Raw genomic sequence first — 26,779 nt, forward strand, 5'->3', positions numbered from 1 at the left:
GACCTCGAAAGAAGTCGCTTTTATCGAAAATTGGATTAACAACTACCCTAAAAAATGCTTGGACTACAAGTCGCCGAGTGAATTTCTTATGGGTGGCTAATTTCAACTTGAAATTTGGGGTTTTCTTTTCTCATTCTTCCAGACAATTTTCAAGATAAACACTCGGCTAAAATAGAAACGGCCTTCTCTATCTCCTCTTCTGTAATGGTTAATGGGGGTAAGAGACGAATCACATCACTTCCAGCCGTCAAGACGATTAGACCATTCTTACGAGCCTGTGTGACTATTGTGCCCAAATCACTGGTAACTTGGATTCCAATCATCATACCTAAACCTCGAATAGCTACTACTGTTGGTAAGTTACCAAGCTGCTTTGCCAATTGACCTTGTAAGTAGCTAGCCTTGACACGAACCTTGGCTAGAAAATCTTCGGTCAGGATTTCCAACACTGCCTTACTACTGGATAGTACTAGTTTATTGCCCCCAAAAGTCGTACCATGACTACCATAGGTAAAGGCCGTTCCTAGAGCTGACTTTCCAAGCATGGCTCCAACGGGTAGACCATTGGCCAAGCCTTTGGCCAAGGTAATGATATCTGGCGAAATACCATATTGCTGATATGCAAAAAGCGTTCCAGTCCGCCCAATTCCTGTTTGTACTTCATCGACAATAAGGAGGAGGCCTTGCTCTTTACAATAGCGGGCTAATTCCGCAACAAAATCCTTGTCAGCCGGAATGACACCTCCCTCACCTTGAACCAATTCTAACATAACAGCTGCAGTGTTTTCGGTGACCAATTGTTTTACAGACTCTAGATCATTGTAAATCGCATAGTGAAATCCTTCAACAAGTGGTCCAAAACCTAGTTGTATTTTTTCTTGCCCTGTAGCTGACATCGCACCAAATGTTCTTCCATGGAAGGATTGTTTAAAAGTAATAATGTCCGATTTACCTGAGAATTTTCGAGCTAATTTTATGGCAGCTTCATTGCTTTCTGCTCCACTATTGCAGAAAAATGCCAGATAATCTTCATCCCCAATCAATAAGTCTGCGACTTGTTCTTGGAGACTATTTTGATAGAGATTTGGACTATGCCAAATGGCCTCCAATTGCTCCGAAACTACTTGCTTGACCTGCTTATGGAAACCTAAATTTGTGACCCCAATTCCAGAAGAGAAGTCTAGATAGAAATTTCCTTCCTTATCCACCAAGTAATTGCCAGCTGCTTTGATAAATTCAATGGATTCACGTTTGTAATTTTGAAATAGTTTTGTCATAGGACCTCCTACGCTAGACAAATCAAGGTGCCCCTGCTCAGATTGTCACTGATGAGTACCGTCTCAACTCCGGCTTGAACCGTTTGACTGGCTCCTTTTATTTTTGGAATCATTCCACCAGTAATAATCCCCGATTGGATTTTTTCTTCAATTTGAGTAGTATTTAAAGTTGGTAGGATTGCACCATCTTCTTTCACACCAGGTACATCTGTCATTAATATCAATCGTTCTGCTTTTAATGCAACTGCTATTGCTGTGGCTACGTAGTCGGCATTGATATTTAACAATTGTTCATCACAAACACCCATTGAGCCAATCACTGGTATCAGACCTTCTGCCATAATCGCTTCTAATGGCTGTGTATGGACCTTTTTAATCTGACCCACAAGGCCATACTTTTCTTGATTCAAATAATCAGCCTCGATTATTTTTCCAAGACTTGATTTGATTTGAATACTATCGCATCCTGCATTGTTCAAGCTACTGGTGATGCTTGGACCAACGATTTGAAATAGGCTATATTCCACTAATTTCATGACATCTTTGCTCGTCACACGAAGACCATCAATCTTCTCGACTGAGAGACGTTGCTCTGCCATTAATTTATCGATCGCAAAGCCACCACCATGAACGACAACAATCTGTTTGCCTTCTTTGTGCCATTGTTTGATTTGTTTCACACAACTCTGAGATAATTGTTGACTGGCCAATCCACCAATTTTAATTACGATACTATTTTTCATTTTCTACCTCACTAATTAGGTCCGATACAAAGCATTAATTTTTACATAGTCATAGGATAAATCGCATCCCCAAGCACGTCCGCTGGCCGATCCCATCTTTAGATGAACTTGAATGTCAATAGTGCTACCTTTGAGAACCTCTTGCATTTGCTGGCTATCAAACGACAGAGGACTTGAGTCAGCCATGACTGGTATACCACATAGCTCAATATCAATTGCAGTAGGATCAATCTCAACACCTGCATAGCCAATTGCAGCAATAATTCTACCCCAGTTTGCATCCTCACCAAATATGGCTGTTTTGACTAAACTTGAGCCAACAATACTTTTAGCCACCATCCGTGCAGCAAGGGGTGTCGTGGCTCCAGTCACATCTACTTGAATTAATTTGGTTGCTCCCTCGCCATCTTTGGCAATCATTTTAGCTAATTCTGTCATCACAAGATGCAACATGGAAACAAACTGCGCATACTCTTGTGAGCCTTCCTGAATTTCTGCGGATGTAGCACAACCATTCGCAAGGACCAAGACCATGTCATTGGTAGAAGTATCTCCGTCCACTGTAATCTGGTTAAAACTCGTTTCGACCTCTTCACTCAGAGTTTTTTGCAGAAGCGAACTTGAAATAGATGCATCGCAAGTAATAAAGGCTAACATGGTTGCCATATTGGGGTGAATCATACCTGATCCCTTGGCAACACCAGACATGGTCACCGTAGAACCAAAAATCTCTTCTTGAACAGTGATGGTTTTTGTTCCAGTATCTGTCGTTAAAATAGCTTGAGCAAACTGTTCCGCATGACCATCTAGGTCTAGCTGCTTCAAACCTGATGTAACAGTCTGAAGTGGTAAAAATTCCCCAATCACACCAGTTGAAGCAATCCCAACTAAATCTTTCTCAATCCCAAGTTGGTTTGCACTTGCTTCTTGCATAAACAAGGCATCTTCAAAGCCTTTTTGACCAGTACAGGAGTTTGCAACCCCAGAGTTTACTACTATTGCCTGCATCTGTTGCTTTGTCGCTATTGATTGTTTGGTAACAAGTAGCGGAGCTGCTATAACTTGATTGGTTGTATAAACACCTGCAACGCTGGCAGGAACTTTGGAAACAATCCAGCCAAAATCTAGTTTTTCTTTCTTAAAACCTGCGTGGACTCCATCAGCTGTAAAACCTTTGGGACTCGCAATCGTGCCATCAATAATCTTCATTTTCAAACCTTTCTAGATAAACGTTGGTAAATTGAGCAGACCAGCTGTTTCTTCAAAGCCAAATAATTGATTCATATTTTGAACAGCTTGTCCAGCTGCACCTTTTATCAAATTATCCAAGACTGCTACAACCGTTAATATTCCTGTTGTGGGGTTGTAAGCAAAACCAATGTCTGTATAATTGGATCCAATCACATGATGTAAATCAGGTAAGTGTCGTCGGACACGTACAAAGGGTTTATCTTGATATGCCTCTTGATAGATCTCAAACAAGACTTCCTCACTCAACTCATTTTCCAATTTCAAATATGCAGTAGCGACAATTCCACGAGAAAGAGGCAAAAGTGACGTTGAAAATTGAATATGCTCCACTCGCTCATCGAATTGTTGAAGCATTTGAACAATTTCAGGAATATGCTGGTGCTTATTGAGTTTATAAGTCACATAATTCCCCTGAATATGAACAAAATGACTTGCTGAGGTTGGAACTTTACCAGCCCCACTCAAACCACTCTTGGCATCAACAATCACACTACTTGGATCCACCATTTTCTTCTGTAATAAAGGAATCAATGCTAATTCCGTGGCAGTCGCATAACAACCTGGATTTGCCACAAATTTTTGAGAGGTCAAATCAGAAAATTCTGTTAGTCCATAGGTAAATTGAGCAATTACCTCTTCACTAGCTGATTCCTTACCATACCATCTTTCATAGGTTTCAGAAGGTAAACAATGATCTCCTGATAAATCAATGACTGGAAATTGATTTTGGACGAAGACAGCAGCTAAATCTTTGGCAATCCCACTGGGAGTTGCAAAAAATACTAAATCAGCAATTTCCATGATACGTTCTGCATTAAACTCCTCAATAAGGTGATCGAAACCATCCGTTACATGTGGATAAATATACGATATTTTTTGGCCAACTTCTTTACTGGCATGGACAGAAACAATATCGACATGCGGATGATTTTTCAATATTCTAAGCAATTCCAGTCCACTATATCCAGTAACACCAACAATCGAAACTTTCATTCCATACCTCCAATAGTAATTATGCTGACTAGTTTATCGCATTTTTATACACTTGTCAACATATTGTTGCATAAAAATACAAAAAATTATTTAAGGATGAACTTTCGGAGTTTCAGATTAACTTTAATTGAATGATGATTCTGATATTTTCAGGAAATTTTCAAACTTCTATGCAAACAAAAAAATACTCCTAGAAATGAGAGTGGATAGGATCCACCTTCTCCTCTAGAAGTATTTGTACACAAATCATATGAACACGATTAGCCTTTTACAGCAAAATAGTGTCCGCTTGGGCTAGCAAAATTAAAGTTAGGGAATGGCTCAGCATTCACTGGGCTACATGTATCCGTCAAAGCAGCTATGCGCTCTTGCAATGCTTGAATGTCATCTGACTCAAACAACACACTTGGTGTCATGTCAATGACTTCAGGCGATACTTGACGAATGAACTCTTTTGCATAGACTGTAATGGTTGTAGATGCCTCAGCATGGGGTTTCATGTCGAATGTTTCAAAGCCCATCATTTCAGCTTCATTCAAAATCGTAAAACCAGCTGCTTTCCAAAAAGCCTTCTCAGCAGCAACGTCTTCTACGTACAACATCAAACCAAATTCTTTTGTAAACATGAATTCTCCTTAAACTATGTTCAAATGCAAGCTGATATAGTAGCCATATTTGATTCACTCTATTTATGTGAGTCTGTTTTTTCCTTGTTTTGTAGAGCAAGTAATTCTGATAACTCTTTTTTCAAATTCTTGATTTCACTCTTTAATGAAAGACTTTTGGTCAAGCCTATTAAGTATTGGATGACTATTCCAATGAGAAGCGAACCAATTATAACCAAAATCAAAGGCATACGAAATTGACCGAACAAATAATGGACGATAACCTCTTGACGATTGGCTAATGAAAGAACAACTGTCAAAATAATCACGAGCAATAAACCAATAAGTGATAATCTCTGTTTCATCATAACTCCTTTTCTACTATGACAGTCTAGCATAAGAATCAAAACATAGCAAGAAAGACTTCTTTGAATTTACCCCAAATTGAATTGAAGAAAAATTTATCGATTAGTATTTAAAACCAACTATTCCCACTTTTCAAGAAAAGCTGTCAGCTCTGCCTGTGCTTCTGGTGTGGAGCTGACTAGCTATTTTTGGATGAAACTGAAAAATTCATCTTAACAATGCATTAAATACGCAGTTAATGTGCACTTTTTAACCATTAATAAAATGGTGCATTTTCACTCCTTCTCCAACACCTTAAAAGGGATATGGGAGTAGTCTCTATGCTCTTTTAAAAATTCCAAGGCTTCTTTTTTTACCTGTACAAGATTGACACCTTGGGCATGTGCCCCATAAACACAGCCACAGTAGCACTGGCGATAAATATCATACTCTTCACACATCTGAACCGATCGCTGGTAACCACCATTTTTCTTGAAATCGCTCGGAAGATATTGGGTATCGTACAGCTTCTGCACCTCAATTCCAACAGCATTGATGGTTTGCGCATTCTTATGTGGACTGATTGTCAATGCCGAACCAAAGTAGTCAAAACCAAGCTCAACCGCTTTTTCAGCAGTCTTGTCCAGACGATAATCATAACACACCTTGCAACGGTCTCCCCCCTCTGGCTCATTAGCCAGATGCTGGGTTTTTTTGAAAAATTCCTGAGGGCTATAGTCAGCTTCCAAATACCCCACAGTTTGACCTGTTTTCTGGTTGAAATCACTGACAAACTGTGCAGTCACAGCTGCTCGCCGTTGGTACTCCGCCTTTGGATGAATATTGGAATTGGCAAAATAGATGGTAACATCCGCATAGTGTGTCAAATATTCCAGCGTATAGGTAGAACATGGTGCGCAACAAACATGCATGAGAATCTTGGGACGAATTCCAGATGATTGCCATGATGCTGCCATTTTCTGAAAAACCTTGTCATAATTGACTTTTTGATTTGGCGATAATTGAGTTAAAATCTCTTCCACTGTTATCATAGAACCTCACAATCATCCTTTCTTTCACTTCCAGCCAACCAAGAGCACACCTTCAATGGTAATTTCAGTCAACTGACTCAAGTCCAGCTTGGACTGGTCCACTTGGAAAAAGAGGGGGGTCATATCTGCCAATACTTGAGCATGATCGGCAGAAATCGGCAGGGTACGACTGACAAAGACTTCTTCAACCTGCCCCACATAAGCCTTAAAATGCTCCACTATATCACGGTTATCATAGGACTCCTTGCGGAGTTGATCTTTGGCTAAATGGCGGAGCTCCTTGAGGTGATTGGGCCCTGGGACCAGTTTGAGAATAGCCCCACCAGCTTTCAGCACTCTGGCAAACTCCTGATAATTGGCTGGGGAAAAGATGTCCAAAATCCCTTCAATTGCTTGATCTTGAATCGGTAACTTGGTCAAGTCTCCCACAAACCATTTGACCGACTTGGTAGTGTCAGATCTGGCTGCTAGGAGAATGGAATCCTTAGAAATATCAAAAGCAAGAATGTCCAAGTCCATTTTCTTGGCTAATTTGCGGGAATAAAAGCCCTCTCCACAGCCGATGTCCAAGACTGACTGCAAGCCCAGCTCTGCTATTTTCCCCTCCAAAGCCTCGTAGAGATGATCGTAATAGCCCGCCTCTAAAAAGGCCTGGCGGTTTTCAAAGCTAGACTTGTGGTAGTTTGCAGACTGCTTTACTTGAGGGGCGAGATTGACATAGCCCTGCTTGGCAATGTCAAAAGTGTGGCGGTTGGGACAGTGGAGGCTGTTGAGGTCAAGACCAAGAGCCTGCCCACAATGTGGACAGGCGAAAAATTGGTCGCTATTGCTAAAACGTGGGTGTTTGGTCATGTTAACTATTTTCTTTTCTAAAGCGGTGCAGGGCTAGTCCTGATAGGAGCGAGGCAACAGCTCCTGTAAAGACCAGCAAGTAGCCGACTGGGAGCAGGTAGAAGTTTTCATGCAGGATACCGTTGGCATCGACATACTCGACGGAGTTGGCCTTGATGAGAAAGCATACAAGGCCTATAATCATGAGAAAGCTCCCAATAAGGGTAATGGTCAGGTGCATCTGGGTGCGGCGGCCTTCACGACCGTCTTTTACAAGTTTTTCTGTCATGTTGTTCATGTCAGTTCCTCCTAAGATTAGTTGATCTAAGGAGATCGAAAAGACAGAGGATATGAGAATCAAGAGTTCCAAATCAGGTAGATTCTTATCATTTTCCCAGTTGGAAACAGCCTGTCGTGTCACATTGAGTTTGAGGGCAAACTGCTCCTGAGTCAAACCTTCCTTCTTACGTAAATCTTTGATTTGTTGTCCAAAGTTCATTTCTTCTCCTTTCGGGGAGCGGGACAGAACTCGAAAAATGAAAAAAGTTCGTCAACAATTTTTCGTTTTAAGTTGTTGAGCTGAAACAGTCTATCCCCAGACTGTTTCACTCCCACCCCCGCACAGCTCAAAAGGTTCAGTGAACCTTTTGAGGTTGGAAATAGAGCGAACTTTGTTCGCAACAGTCGTAATGGCCAGATTTGAAGTGTGCAACACGAATTGCTGAGATTTGCTTCGCAAATCTTATCTCCAACCTTTAACAGTCCACTGGACTGTTAAACCCAATCAACCACTGCGCTGAGATGTTGACACCACCTTCGAGAAGTGATGCTAATCTCTAAACTCATCTTAACTTGTCGGTCGATGTTTTCCAAGAAAAGCTGGCTTGCTCTGGACTTTTTAGCGAAAGGTGGTCTTGCTAACTACGCAAGACTGGCTTGCAAGCTTGTTCTATCAAGGGTTTGAGCCTCTTGTCAACTCCCTGTCAACCTAGCCCATCTGCTCGGATAATGCTTCCCATTCTACCATGAGGCTATCATGTTGGGCAGTCAGTTGGTCGATTTCTTTCTGGTAATCGGTCAGCTGGCCGATGTCGTTGGTTTCTAGCATGGCTTGGTTGAGCTCGCTCAGGCGGTTCTCAATAGTCTCGATTTCTACCTCGATTTGCTCGATGCGGCGGGCCAATTTACGTTGCTCTTTGAGATTTTCCTTTTGGGCTTGGTAGTCCATGGCTCCGGCTGATTGGTTAGCCATTTCTATCTGGTCAGGCAGGGCTTCTGCTTCCAGCTCTGCCTTTTTCTCCAAATAATAATCGTAGTCGCCCAAATAGAGCGTGGAGCCAGTTTCCGAGATTTCCAGTACCTTGGTGGCGACGCGGTTGATGAAATAACGATCGTGGCTGACAAAGAGGAGGGTGCCATCAAAGTCGATGAGGGCATTTTCCAAGACCTCCTTGCTGTCGATATCCAAGTGGTTGGTCGGCTCATCAAGGATGAGGAAGTTGTTGTTTTCCATGGACAGCTTGGCGAGGAGCAGGCGGGCTTTTTCCCCACCAGATAGCATGGAGACGGACTTTTTGACGTCATCGCCTGAGAAGAGGAAGGCTCCAAGGCGGTTGCGGATTTCCACTTCAGGTGTGGTCGGAAAGGCTGACCAGAGCTCCTCCAAGACCGTGTTGGAGGGCGTCAGTGCCGACTGGGTCTGGTCATAGTAGCCCACTTCCACATTGGCACCTAGCTTAGCTTCCCCTTTGATAAATGGCAGAGCTCCGATGATGGATTTGAGCAGGGTTGTTTTTCCGATTCCATTGGGACCAACTATAGCAATGGCATCCAGCTTTCGTTGGTCAATGGAAATAGGCTGAGAAAGTATTCCTCCATCGTAGCCCACCGCAGCATTTTCCACTGTCAAGACGATATTGCCAGAAGTCTTGTCCGACTGGAAAGTCATGTTGGCAGACTTCTGACCAGTTGTTGGCTTGTCCAGTCGCTCCATCTTCTCCAACTGCTTGCGTCTAGCTTGGGCACGCTTGGTGGTCGAAGCACGGACAATATTTTTCTGAACAAAGTCTTCTAACTTGGCAATTTCCTTCTGTTGCTTTTCATAGTTTTGCAATTCCGTTTGCAACTTCTGCTCTTTGAGCTCGACAAACTGAGAATAATTGCCCACATAGCGATCCAAGGAATGCTTGGTCAAATCCAGTGTCAGTGTCGCCACCTTGTCCAAGAAATAGCGGTCATGGCTGACAATAATCAAGGCTCCCTTGTAATGCACTAGGTAATTTTCCAGCCAGGCAATCGTGTCAATGTCCAGGTGATTGGTCGGCTCGTCCAGCACCAATAATTCTGGGCTTTCAAGCAACATTTTTGCCAGTGCAAGACGAGTATTCTGCCCCCCAGAGAGCTCAGAGATTTTCATATCCCACATGGTCTGGTCAAACTTAAAACCATTCAAAATAGCACGGATATCCGCCTCATAGTTAAAGCCACCAGCCAGACGAAATTCCTCTGACAAGCTATCGTAGGTCTTCATCAGCTGCTCAAGTTCACTACCAGACAAACTGCCCATCTGCTCTTCCATACCACGTAGACGTTTTTCTGTCGTCCTCAAGTCGTCAAAGACATGGAGCATCTCATCGTAAATGGTATTTTCCGACTGGAATCGACTGTCCTGCGCCAGATAAGAAAGCGATAGATCCCGTTTGGTAGAAATTTCACCACTAGTTGCTGCTTCTTCACCCACTAAGATTTTTAGCAAGGTAGACTTGCCTGCGCCATTTTTTCCGACAAGGGCAATCCGATCCCGTTCATCTACTTGAATGTTGATATTGTTAAATAAAACTTCGCCCGCAAAGGAGCGCTCAATCTTGTTTCCGCTTAGTATAATCATAAAAATATTGTACCACAAATTAGTATCGTCGTGCGGTATCCTATTTCTAAATTCCGCAAAAAACAGCTACTTTTCAGTTGCTGTTTTTCATGTTATTTTCACATTTTCTAACCTAAGCCATTCAGTAGTTCCTTATTCTGCCAAAGCAGGTAAAGACCACCACCAATAATGATGACCATGATCATAAACTTAATCAAGCCTTTCACAAATCGAATGATGACTAGCAATATCATAGAGACAATCAACCATCCCCATGCAGAGGAATTCAATAATGATTCCATTCCAGCGAGGCTATTCCCCGCCAAATCACGCACCGGTGCAGGAATTTTTTCCGCCCAGTCAGATGATAGACCCAATTGATTCATAATTGACTGCCCACTTGTCTTCAGCCATGCAAAAATGCCGGCATTATAGAGAAATAGCAGAGCTTGCTCAGGGTATCGCTTTAATAAATTGCGAAACATGTTAAGATAGACTCCTTTATTTATTTTATGATTCGTTTATCAGTCAATACGTAGTATAAAGCTGGACAACTGCATCAATATCTGCCTGCTGAATACCATGATTGGAACCCGCTGACTCCATGACAGAGGTCTGATTATCTTCGTGGTCTAGACCAATAGCGTGTCCCAATTCGTGTTCAGCTGTGTGAACAATCCGGTCCATATCATAACCATATTGTTCATTTAACAAATAATAACTATTTAAGCGAACCGTTACTGAACTATAATAATTCGTAAGTAAGTTCGTTGTTGAATTGGCTTCGCCTGCTGCCTGCGTATTTCCGTCATTCATCTCAGTTGCGATAATATCGGCCTGACTCGGATCAGTCGTCACAACAAATGTGAAGGCACCCGTGGCATTCCAATTTGCAACAGCCGTCTGATAGGCAGCAACAAATGTTGGATTCTGAGTTTCGATATAAATGGTCGCAGTATTACTTTCCCAACGGCCATGATCGGCTGTATTTACCGTATCAGTTGTGAGGTGTTTAATGGTATCAACACCTTCTTCTAAAGAAACTTCTGATTGTCCATTGACCATCAATTGAACTTCTTGTGCCAATGTTTGAAGCATTTGAGGGGCCGCATCTTTTTGAAAATAGAACAGCAATCCCAATCCACAGGCGATGACCACCATCGATAACCAAACTATGCCCCAAAACGTTCGCCAAATCCACCGAAAAATACTTTTAATAATATTCATAAACTACACCTCTACCTAGAAATAGGTTTCAGTATAGCTAAATTTTCTAAATCTTTTCTTAAAACTTAAGATAATCTTTCTTCCAATTCAAAATCGATTGGTAACCAGGATAAAACCTTTTCAATCTGCTGGTTCCAATAATACCATTCGTGTTTTCCGGGACCAACACTTGCTTCAATATCCAAACCAGCTTTTTTTAAAGCAGCAATCGCCTTTTGATGGCCATCAAAGAGAAAATCTTCTTCCCCACACCAGGCATAGAACTTTGTTTTTTTATCCGATTGTTTGACCATCTCTAGCAAGCTATTTGGATTTTTTGTGTCAGAAATATCCCCAAAAACTCCCTGCCAGTAGGCCATATTCCCTAAAGACGCTGAGGCGGGATTGTCAAAATCAAACTGAAGAGCTCCTGACAAAGATGCTGCATAAGAAAAACGATTTGTCCCCAGTGCCAATTTAAAAGCACCATAACCACCCATTGACAGCCCAGCTATAAAGTTCTTTTCGCGCTGATCAGACATATTTGGGAAGAATCGTTTTAAAATCTGAGGCAATTCAATCGCAAAGGCGTCATAGTAATTTATACCATAAGTAGTATTGGTATACCAACCTTTGTCAGTATTGACCATAACAACAATGAGATTGGTATAGCGAACCAGTCGTTCAATCGTCGACCGATTGAGCCAGGAGTCGTGGTTCCCTCCCATTCCATGTAGGAGATATAAAACAGGAATGTCTTTATCATCTGGATTTTCAACCCGATTCCGGTCTGGATAAAGGACATTGACCTGCCTAGACATATCCAATACTTCCGAGTGATATTCGATTTTCATAATAGCCATATATTTCTCCTTATTGGAAAGAGCCTGAGTTATCCTCGGCTCTTCACAAATTTATTAAACTCATTTAACTTCCATAATCACTGGCAAAATAGCCGGGCGACGTTTGGTCTGTTCAAATAGGAATTTAGAGAGGTCATCGCGAACAGCACTTTTCAACTCTGTCCAGTCAAAACTATCTTTTGTAAAGTAATTTTCAACTGTTGCATTTACTAACTCTGAGGACTCACGCAAGATATCTTTACTCTTCTTGACATAGACAAATCCACGGGTATTGACTTTTGCCTTAGAAATAATTTTCTTTTCACGACGATTGACTGTAATCGCTACAATAAATATGCCATCTTCAGAGAGAATTTTACGATCACGCAGAACAATATTTCCAACATCCCCAATTGCATTACCATCAATCATCACATCACCAGAAGGTACGGCACCATTGTGAACAAAGTCTCCATCTTCGAAGGACATCACATCACCGCGTTTGACGATGATAATATTCTCTGGGTACATACCGATTTCAAGAGCAGCTTTTGCATGAGCCTCCAATTGACGGTATTCCCCTTGGATTGGGAAAAGATATTTGGGCTTCATGATATTCATCATCAATTGAAGATCTCTAGAATTCCCATGACCTGACACGCGCAATTTCTTCGCAATGGATTGTACAACACCACCAGCTTTGTACACTAAGTTTTCAACACGGGCTACCACCGCTTCTTTTGAAATACTTGGAGTCGTAACAATATACACTAGATCTCCATCCTTGATTTCAACATACCTGTGTCTACCGATAGCCATTTTTCTCAAGCCATTCAAGGGCTCACCCATACGACCTGTTTCAAGAATAATGAGCTCATGGTCCTCATACTTCGCAATGTCTTTCGGCTTCACAAGTAGTTTTTCACTAACAAGATGCAACTTCTTCAGTTGAATTGCTGTACGGACAATGTTCTCTACGTCATGACCCGTTAGGACAATACGGCGACCTGTTTTTTCCGCAGCATCAAAAATTTGTTGGATACGGACAATATTGCTGGCAACTGCTGCAACAATGACACGACCATCCCAATCGGCAATTGTATTGAGAATTTCTTCCCTTGCTTCATGCATACTTGCACCCTGTTCACTGCTGTCTGCATTGGCAGAATCAGACAAGAGCGCTAAAACTCCCTCATTACCAATCTCAGCTAAGCGACTAAAATCAGTCTTGTAGAATTTATCTGCCGCCTGGTCAAATTTAAAATCACCAGTATAGACAATATTGCCTTGATCCGTTTTAATCACCACTCCCAAGCTTTCAGGAATGGAATGAGTTGTTTGAAAGAAAGAAACAACCGAATCCCTAAAATCTATTTCAGTCTTCTCATTGATCACATGAAAATCATTGAATTTTTTCGTTGCATTATTATTTTTAACAATCAATTTTGCTAATTCAATCGTCAAATGCGAACCAAATACCGGCACCTTCACTTTTTCCAGAAGGTATGGAAGCGCCCCAATAGCATCCGCATGACCATGCGATAAAAAGACTCCTGCTACTCGGTGCTTATTTTCTTCCAAATATTCAAAGTTCGGAACGACAACATCCACACCAAGTTGTTCATTTTCTGGATACTTTGCACCCGCATCCAAAACAAATATATGCTCATTTACTTCGGCAATATAGAGGTTTTTCCCATTTTCCCGAACACCACCAAGAGCCATAATTTTAATTGTGCTCATCTTTACTCCTTTTGGACATCCCACAGGTGTCCATTTTATTTTTCTTACCAACGGTCCTTGGGAGTTCCAAGTCGAATTACAGTCTGCTATTTATCGTCATTTAGTTTTTCTTTTATTACTTCGACGTACGAGGAAACTTCGTTTCCCTATTTCCAACTTCAAACACTCCACAGGAGTATTTGAACTCACCTTGCCTGATTTTGTAATAGTGACTTGCTTTGCAAGTATTATCTCCCACCTTGCACAGTCCATTGACTGTGCAAGCAATCTGGGGGACTGTTTCAAGTCAATGCCTAGAAACAAGAAAGCATTGAGTTATGCCTGCGGCTGTTGATGCGAACTTTGTTCGCTCTATTTCCAACCTCCAACTATCCACCAGATAGTTGGAGCGAGTACTAAAAGTAAACTAAAAGACTATATTTTAGCTATCGTTTCTATTATACATTTTTTCAAGAAAATTTACAAAAACTCCGCTGAAAATCAACGAAGTTCCTATAAATAAATTTGTAACAAAATCACTTTTGTCTCCATTTGATGACGTCCATGCGAACCAAGTCCATAAACATTCTTACAAAATTGAAAAACTAACTATTTCATACTTCATCACAATTCAACGATATGGACTGAAAAACCAATTTCCTCAACAAAACGTAAAACATCCTTAGTCTTGACAAAAATTGTTTTGGTATTCACATTTGGATGAAAAGTTAGTATGGGTTGAGCTAAAATTTCTTTGTCAAAATAGACTTGAATATCCTTTTCAATATTATGCAACAAACCAAAAATAGAGACCACTCCAGCTGGCAAGTGCATCTTTTCCATCAAACTATCACTGGAGGCCATCCGGATGCGGTTGGCTCCCACCAAATCACGAAAATGGTTCATATCCAACTGCTTCTGGTCATCCATGATCAACAAATAGAAAGCTGTTTTCTTTTTGTTTGTCAGAAACATAGACTTGGTGCGGACTCCTTCTAATCCTTCTATAAAGCAGTCCGCATCTTCTGTGGTCAAAGCAGCTGGATGTTCAATAAACTCGTAATCAATTCCTAATTCTGCCAGTTTATTAAAAACAAGGTTTTCCATGACGCTACCTCTCTATGTATAGTCGAATGAATTCGCTTTCAGACAAGAAATTGAGATGCAGGTAGCTAGAACAGACTAATGGGCTGTTCTAGGTTGGAAATAAGACTTGCGAAACAAGCCACTTTCGTAGAGTATGACAAACCCAAAGTGACGATGTATCAAAGCTAATTCAAATGACTTTATTTAAGTATAGTATACTTCATTTTTTTATACCGCTCAAAGGAAAAGAAAAGCCTGGATTGCTCCAGACTATAGGGACCTGTATTCACAAGTGAAATGCACTGAGTTAAGTCTAGTTTTGTGCTAAAACTAGACTTAGAAGTACTGAACTATGACTACAGGTTCTTAATCAAACAACTTATAATAATCTTCCAGTTTCATCTTAGATTTTTCTTCAGCAGTCTGATCCTGAATGATCTGACCATTTTTCATGACAATCAGTCGATTGCCGTGACGCAACGCATCTTCCATCTGATGAGTGACCATAAGTGCAGTCATTCCCTTGGTCGCAATCAATTCATCCGTTAACTGCATCAAGGATTGACTGGTTTTGGGGTCAAGTGCAGCAGTATGCTCATCCAATAACAATAATTCTGGTTGTTTCAAACTCGCCATCAAGAGACTCAATGCCTGACGTTGACCACCTGATAAAAGCCCTGCTGGCGTTTCCAAATGTTTTTCCAAACCATTTCCAACTCGCGGTAAGAGTTGAGCAAATTCCTCTATCTGTTGAGATAATTTACGTGGTACCAAACCCCGTCCCTCGCCACGGTATTTTGCGATGAGCAAGTTTTCAGCCACCGTCATACGAGGAGCTGTTCCCATTTTCGGATCTTGAAAGACACGAGCTAAGTATTTTGCCCGTTTCTCTGCAGGCCAATTGGTCACATCCTCACCAAGAATATGAACTGAACCACTGGTCAAGGGCAAGGTTCCTGCAATGACATTAAAAAGTGTTGACTTTCCAGCTCCATTACCACCTAAAATGGTAATAAAATCCCCTTGGTAGATGGTCAGATTTACCTTATCTAAGATGACACGCTCTTCATTAAATCCATTGGTCACTACTTTAGTAGCTTTTTTTAATTCTACAATTGCTTTCATCTTGACAAACTAGCTCCTTTCAACACTTTATTTTTCAACTCGGGAACCATGAGACAGATTGCCAAAATCATAGCAGAGAAGATACGAAGGTAGCTAGTATTGATTCCTAGTGAAATAACACCGAGAATTAAGAATTGATAAAAGATAGCACCTACAGCAATGGCCAATAATCGCTCTAGCATGGTCAGATTTCCATAAAGAACTTCACCGATGATTAGACTTGCCATTCCGACCACAATGACACCAATACCACGAGAAACATCCGCATAGCCTTCCTGTTGTGCAATTAAGGCGCCAGCAAGAGCAATAATCCCGTTTGAAAGTACTAAACCGAGCAATTCCATTCTGCTGGTGTGGATCCCAAAACTACGCGCCATATCTGGATTGTCCCCTGTCGCGATAAAAGCTTGTCCAAGTTTTGTATATAGGAAGAACATCAAGGCTGCAATCACTAAGGCAACACTACCCAAACCTAACAACAAGCTATTGACCTGATCAGAAAAAGGAAGTAAATCTTGTAAACGATTCGTATTCAACAAGCCCAAATTAGCACGACCCATGATAAATAATATAACAGAGTGGCAGGAAGACATCACTAAAATACCAGCCAAAAGTGTAGGGATTTTCCCCTTGGTATATAACAAGCCTGTAACCAAGCCTGCCATGCACCCTGCCAATACAGCTGCCAAAGTTGCCAAAACAGGATGAACTCCCTGAGTGAGCAAGGTAACAGCAACTGCACCACCTAGAGGGAAAGAGCCTTCGGTCGTCATATCTGGAAAATTCAATATTCTAAACGTGACGAATATTCCTAAACCAAGTACAGCCCATAAAAGAGCCTGTGAAACTGTTGATACAATCATAACTATCCTTTGTTTTATTCAATAACTTTACTTGCCTGATTGATCACATCATCTGACAAGGTAATTCCTAATTCTTTAGCAACTTTTTGGTTGACTACAATGGTACCCTCGTTAAAGATTTGCACAGGTGTGTCCGCTGGATTCGCACCATCAAGAATTTTTGCAGCCATTTTACCAGTTGCAACACCCAAGTCATATTGACTGAGGGTAACAGATGCAATACCGCCGCCTTCGACCATGTCTTCTACGCTTGTGAAAATCGGTGTTTTGGTTTTATTTGCCACAGATACGACAGTTGAAAAGGCAGATGCAACCGTATTATCTACAGGGGTGAAGAGGGCGTCTACCTTGCTGCTTGCCACCTCTACAGTAGAAGCCAATTCATTGCTTGAAGCAACTGCATATTCAAGAACTGTATAGCCAGCCTCTTCTGCTGCTGCCTTAAATTCAGCAACTTGAATTTTTGAATTGTCTTCGTTTGAGGAGTAAAGAACACCGATTGTTTTTGCATCTGGTGTAATTTCTTTAATGAGAGAAACTGTATCTGCTACTGGTGTTTGGTCAGATACTCCTGTAATATTTCCACCAGGATTTTTCAAGTCAGTTACCAAGTTAGCCCCAACAGGATCTGTTACAGCCCCCATGATGATAGGTAATTCTGTCGTAGCGTTTGCTAATCCCTGTGCAGCAGGTGTCGCAATACCAATCAATAGCTCATTGCCATTGTCCACCAATTTTTTACTCATGGTTTGAACCTGTGACTGATCACCTTCTGCATTCATAAAATCAATCGAGAGATTCTCAGTTGTGGTATAACCACCTTCTTCAAGTCCTGCTTTGATTCCCTTGTAAATTTCGTCTAGTGAATCATGCGTCACAAATTGGAGGACCCCAATTTTAACTTTTGCTGTGCTATTCGTTGAATTGTTCTGTTCTTTTTGCGTCAAAAACAAGGCAGCAACCACCATCACAGTAAGGGCAATAATTGTAGCAAGTAAATTCTTATTTTTCATCATATCTAATTCTCCTTTTTAATAAACAAATCCTACATCATCAGTATACTATTCCACCATCGCCATCGTTTCATCATGATTACCTCGTTTTGTTAATAATTGTCAAAGTAGATTGCTTTTAGATAAGGAACGGAGGCGCAGACATAACTCAAGTTAGGCAAGCCGAACGTGACACAATATAAAAGCACTCTACGAAGACAATGGAAAAGCCCCCGCAGGAAAAACCAACCTGCGAGGGCGTCAATGACACGGTGCCACCTCACTTATGGGAATTGTCTAGAATCCTCCCATATCTTATCTCCTCTAACAAGGAGTTGCACTGTAAGGTGTGCGGACCGAACTATCATTGTTTTAAGTTCATTTGCGTGACTGTTTTGGCTGAGTACTTTGTTAGCTCTCCTTGCTATACCGCCAGTATAAGCTGCGTCGACCTGCCTCGTACTCAGCCAAAACAGTCTACGCAAAGTATTTATGCCAAACAATCATTTGTGCACCTAAGTCTGAAGACAGACAATTCTGCACATCAGCCCATTTCATAAAACTCCGCCACCCGTTCCCAGTACCACAGGCTCCCTGAAGACTTCTGCTTTACTACTTCTTCTGATTACAGACGATTATACGGCATCAAAAAGTCTTTGTCAAGGCTTTTGATTAAATTTTCTGAAAATTTTTCTTTCGGCTCCGTGCTGGGTCTCATCAAAAAATCTATGAAATATGATATACTAGACTGAGTTATAGCGATTAGAAAGAGGAAAACCATGTCTTTTGACGGATTTTTTTTACATCACATGACGGCTGAGTTAAGGGCCAATTTAGAAGGTGGGCGGATTCAGAAAATCAACCAGCCCTTTGAACAGGAAATTGTTCTGAACATCCGCAGCAACCGTCAGAGCCATAAATTGCTCTTGTCTGCACATTCCGTTTTTGGCCGTGTCCAGCTTACTCAAACAGAATTTACAAATCCTAAGGTACCTAATACCTTTACCATGATTCTGAGGAAGTATTTACAAGGTGCGGTTATCGAGGAAATTAAACAGCTAGAAAACGATCGGATTTTAGAGTTTTCGGTGTCCAACAAGGACGAGATTGGCGACCATATTCAAGCTACCTTGATAGTAGAAATTATGGGAAAACATAGCAATATCATCTTGGTAGATATGTCTGAACAGAAGATTATCGAGGCTATCAAGCACGTTGGTTTCTCGCAAAATTCCTACCGAACTATTTTGCCAGGCTCCACCTACATTCGACCACCGGAGACGCATTCTCTCAATCCTTACACAGTATCTGACGAGAAATTATTTGAAATCCTATCGACTCAGGAACTGAGTCCAAAAAATCTCCAACAGGTCTTTCAAGGTTTGGGGAGGGATACGGCTTCTGAACTGGCCAGTCATTTGCAGACAGACCGCCTGAAGAACTTCCGTGCCTTTTTTGACCAGGCTACACAGCCTAGCCTGACAGACAAATCCTATGCTGCTCTGCCATTTGCCAATAGCCCTGAAAACCAGCCACACTTTGAGAGCCTGAGCAGTCTGCTGGATTTCTACTATCAGGACAAGGCGGAGCGGGATCGGGTGGCCCAACAGGCCAATGAGCTGATCAAGCGGGTGGCCGGTGAGTTGGAGAAAAATCGCAAGAAGCTGGTCAAGCAGGAGCAGGAATTGGCGGATACAGAGACGGCGGAGTTGGTGCGGCAAAAGGGCGAGCTCCTGACCACCTATCTGCATCAGGTACCCAACGACCAGTCGAGTGTGCGGTTAGACAACTACTATACGGGCCAGGAGCTGGAGATTGAGTTGGATGTGGCTTTGACTCCTAGCCAAAATGCCCAGCGTTACTTCAAGAAGTACCAGAAACTCAAGGAGGCGGTTAAGCACCTGACCAACTTGATTGAGGAGACCAAGGCAACCATTGTCTATCTGGAGTCCGTTGACACCATGCTGGAACAGGCTAGTCTGGCTGAAATCGACGAAATCCGTGAGGAGTTGATTGAAACAGGTTACCTCAAGCGTCGCCACCGTGAGAAAATCCATAAGCGTCAGAAACCTGAGCGATACTTGGCGACGGACGGGAAGACCATTATTCTGGTAGGAAAAAATAACCTGCAAAATGATGAGTTGACCTTCAAAATGGCCAAGAAAGGCGAACTCTGGTTCCACGCTAAAGACATTCCAGGCAGTCATGTGGTTATCACAGATAACTTGGACCCAAGTGACGAAGTCAAGACAGATGCTGCTGAATTGGCTGCCTACTTCTCCAAGGCAAGGCATTCTAACTTGGTTCAAGTCGATATGATTGAAGCTAAGAAACTGCATAAGCCAACAGGTGGCAAGCCTGGTTTTGTGACCTATCGCGGTCAGAAAACCCTCCGTGTCACCCCAACAGAAGAAAAAATAAAGACCATGAAAATCAATTGATTTCCATGGTTCTTTTCTTTACCCATTTTTGGGAAAGTGAACAGTCATTGTGGTGCCTTGACCTAGTTGACTTGATACTTGGACACTTGCACCATGAACCTGTAAGGCATGTTTCACTATTGAAAGTCCTAGACCTGTCCCCCCCACTTGTTTTGAACGACTTTTATCCACACGATAAAAACGTTCAAAAATACGTTCCTGATCAGCTTTCGAAATACCAATGCCGGTATCTCGAACCTCTAGATGAATGTGTTCTTGATCTTGATATAGATCAATTGTGACCTGACCACCATCTCTATTATATTTGATGGCATTGTCACATAAATTATACACAATGGATTGTAAGAGAGCGGGATTGCCTGTAAAATCAACCTCATCCCCATTAAATTGAATGGAGATCCCTCGCTGATCTGCTTTTTCTTGTAGACTAGCAACCACCTGTTGGATGACTCCTTTAAAGTGGATTGGTTCTTTACTGATTGTTCGCCCCTCGTCTAGTTGCGTCAATTGAAGAATATCTTCAACCAATTGGATCATCCGCTGTGACTCTTGATAAATTTTTTCAGAAAATAATTGTACATTTTCAGGAGAAACCACATTGGCCCTGAGAATTTCAGAATAGCCTGATAAAATATGCAAAGGCGTCCGCAATTCGTGTGATACTGTTGCTGTGAATTCTCTCCGTAACTTGTCAAGATAATATTGTTCAGTCACATCAAAAAATAGAAAAACTGCTCCGGATTGGAGTTTGTCTGTCCAAATAGGTCTGGCAATAACTTTGTACTGACTATCTTTTATTTCACAAATGGACTCTACTTTTTGACCATTCAAAACGGTATCCATCAGACTTTTCAGGCCAAGATTCCGTTGAAAGAAAGGCAAGGATTGGCCAAAATCATCAGATTGAAAATCAAGTAGTTGGCTGGCTGCTCCATTGTAACTAACCAAATGCCCCTTGGCATCCACAATAACCATTCCTTCTCTTATCTTGGAGATAATGGTGTCAAACTCATCTTGCTTTTGTTGCAATAAGGTTTCTTTTTCAGCAAGTTGTGATTGATGGTAATCCAGACGTTTCAGCAAAGGGTGGAGTTCCGCGTAGACTTCATTGTCTAATGGTTTATCCAAATCAATTGCTTCTAAAGGTGCAAGTAGTTTTTTTGAGGTTAGTCTTGCTAGGAGGATTGCTGCAAAAACAGAAATCAAAAATAGTAGACTAACCCATGGTGCTAGATTCCATAATAAAACAACAATCGTTTTCTGTGCGATAGCTAAGCGAATCACTGTACCATCATTTAAGCGTTGAGAAGTATAGAGCAATCGCTGGGTTAAAGTGGCTGATTGTCGAATACTCTCACCATAACCAGTTTCGAGTGCTTCCACCACTTCTTCACGATTGCTGTGGTTGTCTAATTGTTTGACATCTTTTTCAGAATCATAAAGCACTTGACCGTCATGTGCAATCCAGGTAACACGCAAATCTTGCAAATCAATTTGATCCAGATAGGTCTGTCCATCCTCCTCAACTGCTTGTGTAATGAGACTGGTTTGGAGCCTTAATTGATCTAACTGTGAATTTGTAAAGTAGTGATATAAATACCCTAAGATAAGGATAATGGTACCTAAGAAGATGGACATCGAAGACAGCAAAACTGTTCGAAAAATTTTCTTAGTCATCTTCTTCCTCCAGTTGGTAACCAACACCTCTAACAGTCTTTATGTACCCACCTGCACTCCCCAGTTTCTGACGTAAGGTTCCAACATGCACATCAACTGTACGGGTTTCACCGAGAAAGTCCTGTCCCCAAACCCTGTCCAATAATTCTTGACGACTAAATACTTTCTGGGGTGCTTTTAGGAGCAAATGGAGCAATTCAAACTCCTTCAATGTCAGTTCAACTTTCCGATTTCTAACCGATACTTTATGTCGCTCTACATCCATCTGTATATCGCCAAAGCAACAAAGATCCGATGGTTGATTTCGCTGACTTCGCCGTAAAACAGCCTTAATACGTGAAATCATTTCCATCATTCCAAAGGGTTTGACCAGGTAATCATCAGCACCAAGATCCAGGCTTTGAACCTTATCGATTTCCGTTCCTCTAGCCGTTGCCATCACAACAGGGAGATCGCGTGTGTAGGACTGACTTCTTAGTTCCTGTAAAATGGAAATTCCATCCTGCCCTGGCATCATTACATCTAATAAAACCAAGTCTGGTAATTCTTGTTCAATGACTGGCCAAAAAGCTTCAGCATCAGCAAAACCTCTAGCCTCAAAACCAGCGGTCTTGAGGCTATAGATCATTAATTCACGAATGGCATCATCATCTTCAACACAGTAGATCATTTATTTTACCCTTCTAATTGACCTGTGATAGCGTAATGAACCCATTTAGCGATATTTACAGCGTGATCCCCAATGCGTTCTAAATACTTAGCAATCATCAACAAGTCAATGGCCTGGTCCCCATTTGCAGAATGGTTCCCTAAATAATTGGCTAGTTTTTCTTTTATTGTACCAAAATATTGGTCAACTGTATCGTCTTTTTCAATCACTTCATGTGCTAATCGATCGCTTTCCTTTACAAAGGCATCCAAACTACCAACAACCATCTGGGTAACCTGCTCTGCCATTTTTTTAACCAAAGGAATTTCATCCACCAAATCAATTGTGTTACGGCTGATTAGATCCGCAATTTCAGAGGATTGGGCCCCAATCCGTTTCATATCATACACCATTTTTAGGGCTGAGGAAACAGTTCGTAGGTCTCTAGCAACTGGTTGTTGGCGCAAGAGCAATTTGATACAGCGAGCTTCGATATCTCGCTCTAACTCCTCAATTTGCAGGTAGGTTTGCTGAATACGCTCTTGATTGAGACTTTCAGGACCATTGAGCCCTTCGAGTGAACGGTTGATAATCTCTTCGCAGAGGGCCCCCATAAAGACCATATCTTTTTGCAAATCTTCTAACTGACTTTCGAATCGTGACCGCATTAGCCAAACCTCCCTGTAATGTAGTCTTCTGTGCGTGGATCTTCAGGCATACTGAAGAGAGCGCTGGTTTTATTGCATTCCACAACTTCACCCAACAAGAAGAAAGCTGTTTGGTCTGAAACCCTCAAAGCCTGTTGCATGTTGTGCGTCACCATGATAATGGTATAATCTTTTTTCAATTCCAGTACCAATTCCTCAATTTTAGCTGTGGAAATTGGGTCAAGAGCACTTGTTGGTTCATCCATCAACAAAACTTCTGGCTCAATAGCAAGCGCACGCGCAATGCAGAGACGTTGCTGCTGGCCACCAGACAAACCTAAAGCCGACTTGTTAAGACGGTCTTTTACCTCATCCCAGATAGCTGCTTGACGCAATGATTTTTCAACAATTTTATCCAACTCTAATTTATTGTGAATTCCGTGAGTTCGAGGACCGTAAGCCACGTTATCATAAATGCTCATCGGGAAAGGATTTGGTTTCTGGAAAACCATTCCCACTTTTTTACGAAGTACTGTTGTTTTCATATCCGTATAAATATCTTCCTGGTCCAATAATACTTTACCAGTGATACGGCAATTTTTCACTAAATCGTTCATCCGGTTCAGACTTTTCAAGAGTGTTGACTTACCACAACCAGATGGGCCAATGAAGGCAGTGATTTGATTACTTGGAATATCCAAGTTGATATTTTTCAAGGCTTGAAATTCTCCATAATACAGATCCAAGTCCTGAATGCTAAATTTACTCATGCTTATTTCTTCCTAATTTATTTGCAATCCATTCGGATAAAAGGTTCATCACGATAACGAGAATCAAGAGAATAACTGCTGTAGCGTAGGTTTGATTGACATAAATACCTTCGCCAGAAATCAAGTACATATGTACAGCCAATGTTCGTCCTGAACTTGTTAAACTCTTAGCAACTTCCGCCACTGTACCTGCAGTGAAGATAAGTGCTGCAGACTCACCAATCACACGCCCCAAGGCCAAAACAACACCTGAAAAGATACCAGGCAAGGCTGATGGTAGAACAACTTGAAAAATTGTACGTAACTTTCCAGCTCCGAGTGCGAAACTACCTTCACGATACCCATCTTCAACTGATAATAAAGCTTCTTCTGTTGTACGCATTATCAAAGGTAAAATCATAATACTTAACGTCGCTGCACCAGCAATAATCGATAAGCCTAGATTTAAAAATTTTACAAAGAAGAGCGCTCCAAACAATCCATAAATAATAGAGGGGATTCCGGATAAGGTTTCTGTTGCCAGCCGAACAACTGTGACAAGTGGATTACCTGACTTAGCATATTCCGTTAGGTAAACAGAAGCACCGATACCAATTGGTAGGGCAATCAACAAGGCTAAAATAGCCATCAAAATCGTATTTAGTAAGGCTGGTAACATTGAAACATTTTCACTATTATAGGTCCAGGAAAATAATTCTGGTCTAAGAAAAGGAATCCCTTTCAGTAAAATATAGCCCACAATAAATACGGTTGCTAATCCAGCAAGGCTAGCAGATAGATAGACTACCAGTCTCAAAAAGAGCGACAAGCGGTCATCACTATCTTGTTTCTTAAAAAATGACACTACTTAGTCCTCCTTTTTATATAAGAGATAGAAAGCCAAATTGATGATTAAAATAAATACAAACAAGATGACTGCTGTACCAATCAAGGCTTCACGATGTAAATCAGTTGAATACCCCATTTCCATTACAATGTTTGTTGTTAATGTCCGTACACCTGATGTAATGGAAGTTGGAATCAACGCTTGGTTACCGGCTACCATAATGACAGCCATTGTTTCCCCCATAGCACGACCTAAACCTAAAATGACGCTGGCTAAAATACCTCTACGTGCTGCAGGTAGAACGACGAAAAATATACTCCGTTCATGCGATGCACCTAAAGCAAGCCCACCTTGATAATAAGATTCTGGAACAGCACGTAGCGATGCTTCGGAAACACTGATAATTGTTGGCAAAATCATGATGCCCAAAAGAATTGATGCCGTCAACACTCCCATACCATGCCCACCAACATAATTCCGAACAAATGGCACTAAAACTACCAAACCGAAGAATCCATATACAACTGAGGGAATTCCTGCCATCAAACTAACTGCTCGTTTAAAAATGGGGTACCATTTTTCCTTACAAAAGAAAGCAAGAAAGAGTGCTGTTAAGATACCAATTGGAACCCCAATCAGTAAGGCGCCAAAAGTAACATAAACAGACCCAATAATCATTGGCAAAATACCAAAAATTTGATTAGAAGGTCTCCACTCTAGACCAAATAGAAAATTGCCCCATCCAATTTCTTGAATAGCTGGTAAACCTGCTGAAAATAGAAAGGCACAAATAAAAATAACTGATAAAACGGAAATGCAGGCAGCCAGAAAAAAGACTGCTTGCATACCGGTTTCTCTGAATTGACGCATGAAACTCCCCTTAGTTTGAAGTAAAGGCTGACCACTTAGTTTCTTTACCAGTAAAGATGTCCTGTACTTCTTGACTTGTTAATCCATTAATTGGATTATCCTTGTTCACAATCACTGCGATACCATCGATAGCAATCGCTGTTGCTGATACACCGGCTGATGTTTCAGAATCTTTTAATTCACGTGAAGCCATACCGATGTCTGCACTACCTTCGATAGCGTTTGTAACACCTGTCGATGAATCACTTTGCTGAACTTCAACAGTTACACCAGCATTAACTTTTTGATATGCTTCTTTCAATTTTTCCATCACTGGGTTGACTGAACTTGAACCTGAAACTGTTACCTTACCAGAAGTAACACTTGCTTGGTAGGATCCTTTTGCATCAATTGGAATATAGCCAGCTTTCTCGACTACTGCTTGACCTTCTGTACTTAAAATGAAATTGATAAAGTCTTGAGCTGTTTCTGAGACACTTGCCTGTGTAACAATATTGAAAGGACGGGCAATTTTGTATTCACCAGATTTGATGGTATCAACACTTGCAGCAACGCCATCAATCTCAAGTGTTTTACTATTTCCATCCAAGGCACCAAGTGAAGCATAACCGATTGCAGTATTGTCCCCAGCTACAGTTTGTAACATAACAGCTGTTGAATTTGTTACAATAGCTTGATTTGTTGTGTTATCAACTTTTTCACCATTTGCATCTTTGGATTCTACTCCAAATAATTCAATAAAGGCACCACGAGTCCCTGAACCTTCTTCACGCGAAACTACCGTGATTGGTTGATCAGCTGTATCAGTTGAAGATTGTCCACAAGCAGCAAGAAGACCCAAACTAGCCAAACCTACTGCAGCAATTTTTGCAAAACGAAATGTGTGTTTCATAGATAACTCCTTTTCTTTATGAACACATTTTACAAATTCTTTATCAAATATATTGCCTATTTTTTGTAAAGTTTTTGTAAAATTGCAAGAAAATCGAGTAGGGACTAATTTCTAGTCCCTCTCACACCACCGTGCGTGCCGTTCGGCACACGGCGGTTCAACTAACTTTTAACGCATGTCGTTTTAGATAATAATCTAGGCAAGAAAC

The 26,779-nt window shown here is 41.4% G+C and carries 26 protein-coding genes and 1 pseudogene; 2 read left to right on the forward strand and 25 right to left on the reverse strand.

The genetic code is table 11. From position 1 onward, the window contains the following. Nucleotides 1-100: pseudogene (locus K6V48_RS09065) on the forward strand (IS30 family transposase); the annotation flags it as partial. 49 nt (nt 101-149) lie between these two features. Here the strand turns inward: K6V48_RS09065 and K6V48_RS09070 are convergent. The 18 genes from K6V48_RS09070 to trpX form a co-directional block, all read right to left on the reverse strand. Further along, entirely contained in the window at nt 150-1,277 is a 1,128-nt protein-coding gene (locus tag K6V48_RS09070; protein WP_222369214.1) for an acetylornithine transaminase, read from the reverse strand. Between the two features lie 8 nt (nt 1,278-1,285). Next, nucleotides 1,286-2,020, reverse strand: coding sequence for an acetylglutamate kinase (argB, locus tag K6V48_RS09075; RefSeq protein ID WP_024404886.1), 735 nt, complete (start codon nt 2,018-2,020; stop codon nt 1,286-1,288). A gap of 15 nt (nt 2,021-2,035) precedes the next feature. Continuing rightward, entirely contained in the window at nt 2,036-3,229 is a 1,194-nt protein-coding gene (gene argJ / locus K6V48_RS09080; RefSeq protein WP_222369217.1) for a bifunctional glutamate N-acetyltransferase/amino-acid acetyltransferase ArgJ, read from the reverse strand. Between the two features lie 12 nt (nt 3,230-3,241). Then, the gene (argC, locus tag K6V48_RS09085; protein ID WP_222369220.1) at nt 3,242-4,264 is read right to left on the reverse strand and encodes an N-acetyl-gamma-glutamyl-phosphate reductase; all 1,023 of its coding nucleotides are present in this window, start codon (nt 4,262-4,264) and stop codon (nt 3,242-3,244) included. 260 nt (nt 4,265-4,524) lie between these two features. Further along, complete coding sequence (locus K6V48_RS09090; RefSeq protein WP_172038554.1) at nt 4,525-4,890, reverse strand: VOC family protein; 366 nt, start codon at nt 4,888-4,890, stop codon at nt 4,525-4,527. 59 nt (nt 4,891-4,949) lie between these two features. After that, entirely contained in the window at nt 4,950-5,234 is a 285-nt protein-coding gene (locus K6V48_RS09095; protein WP_222369223.1) for a LapA family protein, read from the reverse strand. A 276-nt stretch (nt 5,235-5,510) separates the two neighbouring features. Then, nucleotides 5,511-6,266, reverse strand: a complete 756-nt coding sequence (locus tag K6V48_RS09100; protein WP_024404882.1) for an epoxyqueuosine reductase QueH — start codon at nt 6,264-6,266, stop codon at nt 5,511-5,513. Nucleotides 6,267-6,290: 24 nt separating this feature from the next. Beyond that, nucleotides 6,291-7,118, reverse strand: a complete 828-nt coding sequence (locus K6V48_RS09105; protein ID WP_222369226.1) for a putative RNA methyltransferase — start codon at nt 7,116-7,118, stop codon at nt 6,291-6,293. Between the two features lies 1 nt (nt 7,119). Next, nucleotides 7,120-7,596 (reverse strand): helix-turn-helix domain-containing protein, encoded by a 477-nt coding sequence (locus K6V48_RS09110; protein WP_222369227.1) that lies wholly within the window; start codon nt 7,594-7,596, stop codon nt 7,120-7,122. Between the two features lie 489 nt (nt 7,597-8,085). Then, nucleotides 8,086-9,984 carry an ABC-F family ATP-binding cassette domain-containing protein gene (locus tag K6V48_RS09115; protein WP_222369229.1) on the reverse strand — a complete coding sequence of 633 codons (1,899 nt, stop codon included), beginning with the start codon at nt 9,982-9,984 and terminating at the stop codon, nt 8,086-8,088. Nucleotides 9,985-10,091: 107 nt separating this feature from the next. Beyond that, nucleotides 10,092-10,448 (reverse strand): hypothetical protein, encoded by a 357-nt coding sequence (locus K6V48_RS09120; RefSeq protein WP_172065658.1) that lies wholly within the window; start codon nt 10,446-10,448, stop codon nt 10,092-10,094. Nucleotides 10,449-10,491: 43 nt separating this feature from the next. Next, nucleotides 10,492-11,190, reverse strand: coding sequence for a M57 family metalloprotease (locus tag K6V48_RS09125; protein WP_222369231.1), 699 nt, complete (start codon nt 11,188-11,190; stop codon nt 10,492-10,494). Between the two features lie 65 nt (nt 11,191-11,255). After that, nucleotides 11,256-12,032, reverse strand: a complete 777-nt coding sequence (locus tag K6V48_RS09130; RefSeq protein WP_222369233.1) for an alpha/beta hydrolase — start codon at nt 12,030-12,032, stop codon at nt 11,256-11,258. A gap of 60 nt (nt 12,033-12,092) precedes the next feature. Further along, the gene (locus K6V48_RS09135) at nt 12,093-13,754 is read right to left on the reverse strand and encodes a ribonuclease J (RefSeq protein WP_222369235.1); all 1,662 of its coding nucleotides are present in this window, start codon (nt 13,752-13,754) and stop codon (nt 12,093-12,095) included. A 603-nt stretch (nt 13,755-14,357) separates the two neighbouring features. After that, on the reverse strand, nt 14,358-14,840 hold the full coding sequence (locus K6V48_RS09140) for a prolyl-tRNA synthetase associated domain-containing protein (RefSeq protein WP_222369237.1): 483 nt from the start codon (nt 14,838-14,840) through the stop codon (nt 14,358-14,360). 345 nt (nt 14,841-15,185) lie between these two features. Further along, nucleotides 15,186-15,944, reverse strand: coding sequence for an ABC transporter ATP-binding protein (locus K6V48_RS09145; protein WP_222369239.1), 759 nt, complete (start codon nt 15,942-15,944; stop codon nt 15,186-15,188). Beyond that, entirely contained in the window at nt 15,941-16,807 is an 867-nt protein-coding gene (locus K6V48_RS09150) for an ABC transporter permease (RefSeq protein WP_024391921.1), read from the reverse strand. Before K6V48_RS09150 ends, K6V48_RS09145 begins: the two co-directional genes overlap by 4 nt. Nucleotides 16,808-16,821: 14 nt before the next feature. Further along, nucleotides 16,822-17,820, reverse strand: a complete 999-nt coding sequence (trpX, locus tag K6V48_RS09155) for a tryptophan ABC transporter substrate-binding protein (RefSeq protein WP_277942106.1) — start codon at nt 17,818-17,820, stop codon at nt 16,822-16,824. Between the two features lie 758 nt (nt 17,821-18,578). Between trpX and K6V48_RS09160 the strand changes: the two genes are divergently transcribed. Further along, on the forward strand, nt 18,579-20,240 hold the full coding sequence (locus K6V48_RS09160) for an Rqc2 family fibronectin-binding protein (RefSeq protein WP_222369244.1): 1,662 nt from the start codon (nt 18,579-18,581) through the stop codon (nt 20,238-20,240). Nucleotides 20,241-20,258: 18 nt separating this feature from the next. On the opposite strand, the gene K6V48_RS09165 is transcribed toward K6V48_RS09160, so the two are convergent. The 7 genes from K6V48_RS09165 to K6V48_RS09195 are packed head-to-tail and all read right to left on the reverse strand — an operon-like array spanning nt 20,259 to nt 26,571. Further along, nucleotides 20,259-21,917, reverse strand: a complete 1,659-nt coding sequence (locus K6V48_RS09165) for a sensor histidine kinase (RefSeq protein WP_172089830.1) — start codon at nt 21,915-21,917, stop codon at nt 20,259-20,261. Continuing rightward, the gene (locus tag K6V48_RS09170; protein WP_024391925.1) at nt 21,910-22,587 is read right to left on the reverse strand and encodes a winged helix-turn-helix domain-containing protein; all 678 of its coding nucleotides are present in this window, start codon (nt 22,585-22,587) and stop codon (nt 21,910-21,912) included. The genes K6V48_RS09165 and K6V48_RS09170 overlap by 8 nt, the downstream gene beginning before the upstream one ends. A gap of 5 nt (nt 22,588-22,592) precedes the next feature. Further along, nucleotides 22,593-23,234, reverse strand: coding sequence for a phosphate signaling complex protein PhoU (gene phoU, locus K6V48_RS09175; RefSeq protein ID WP_172089829.1), 642 nt, complete (start codon nt 23,232-23,234; stop codon nt 22,593-22,595). Next, nucleotides 23,234-23,983, reverse strand: a complete 750-nt coding sequence (pstB, locus tag K6V48_RS09180; protein WP_023370886.1) for a phosphate ABC transporter ATP-binding protein PstB — start codon at nt 23,981-23,983, stop codon at nt 23,234-23,236. Before pstB ends, phoU begins: the two co-directional genes overlap by 1 nt. Continuing rightward, entirely contained in the window at nt 23,976-24,827 is an 852-nt protein-coding gene (gene pstA, locus K6V48_RS09185) for a phosphate ABC transporter permease PstA (protein ID WP_023370888.1), read from the reverse strand. Before pstA ends, pstB begins: the two co-directional genes overlap by 8 nt. 3 nt (nt 24,828-24,830) lie before the next feature. Continuing rightward, nucleotides 24,831-25,679: a phosphate ABC transporter permease subunit PstC gene (gene pstC, locus K6V48_RS09190; RefSeq protein WP_023370889.1), complete on the reverse strand. Its 849-nt coding sequence runs from the start codon at nt 25,677-25,679 to the stop codon at nt 24,831-24,833. Between the two features lie 10 nt (nt 25,680-25,689). Then, nucleotides 25,690-26,571, reverse strand: a complete 882-nt coding sequence (locus tag K6V48_RS09195) for a substrate-binding domain-containing protein (protein ID WP_222369247.1) — start codon at nt 26,569-26,571, stop codon at nt 25,690-25,692. Nucleotides 26,572-26,779: the final 208 nt, after the last annotated feature.

This window comes from Streptococcus suis (assembly GCF_019794555.1).
Classification (GTDB): domain Bacteria; phylum Bacillota; class Bacilli; order Lactobacillales; family Streptococcaceae; genus Streptococcus; species Streptococcus suis_AB.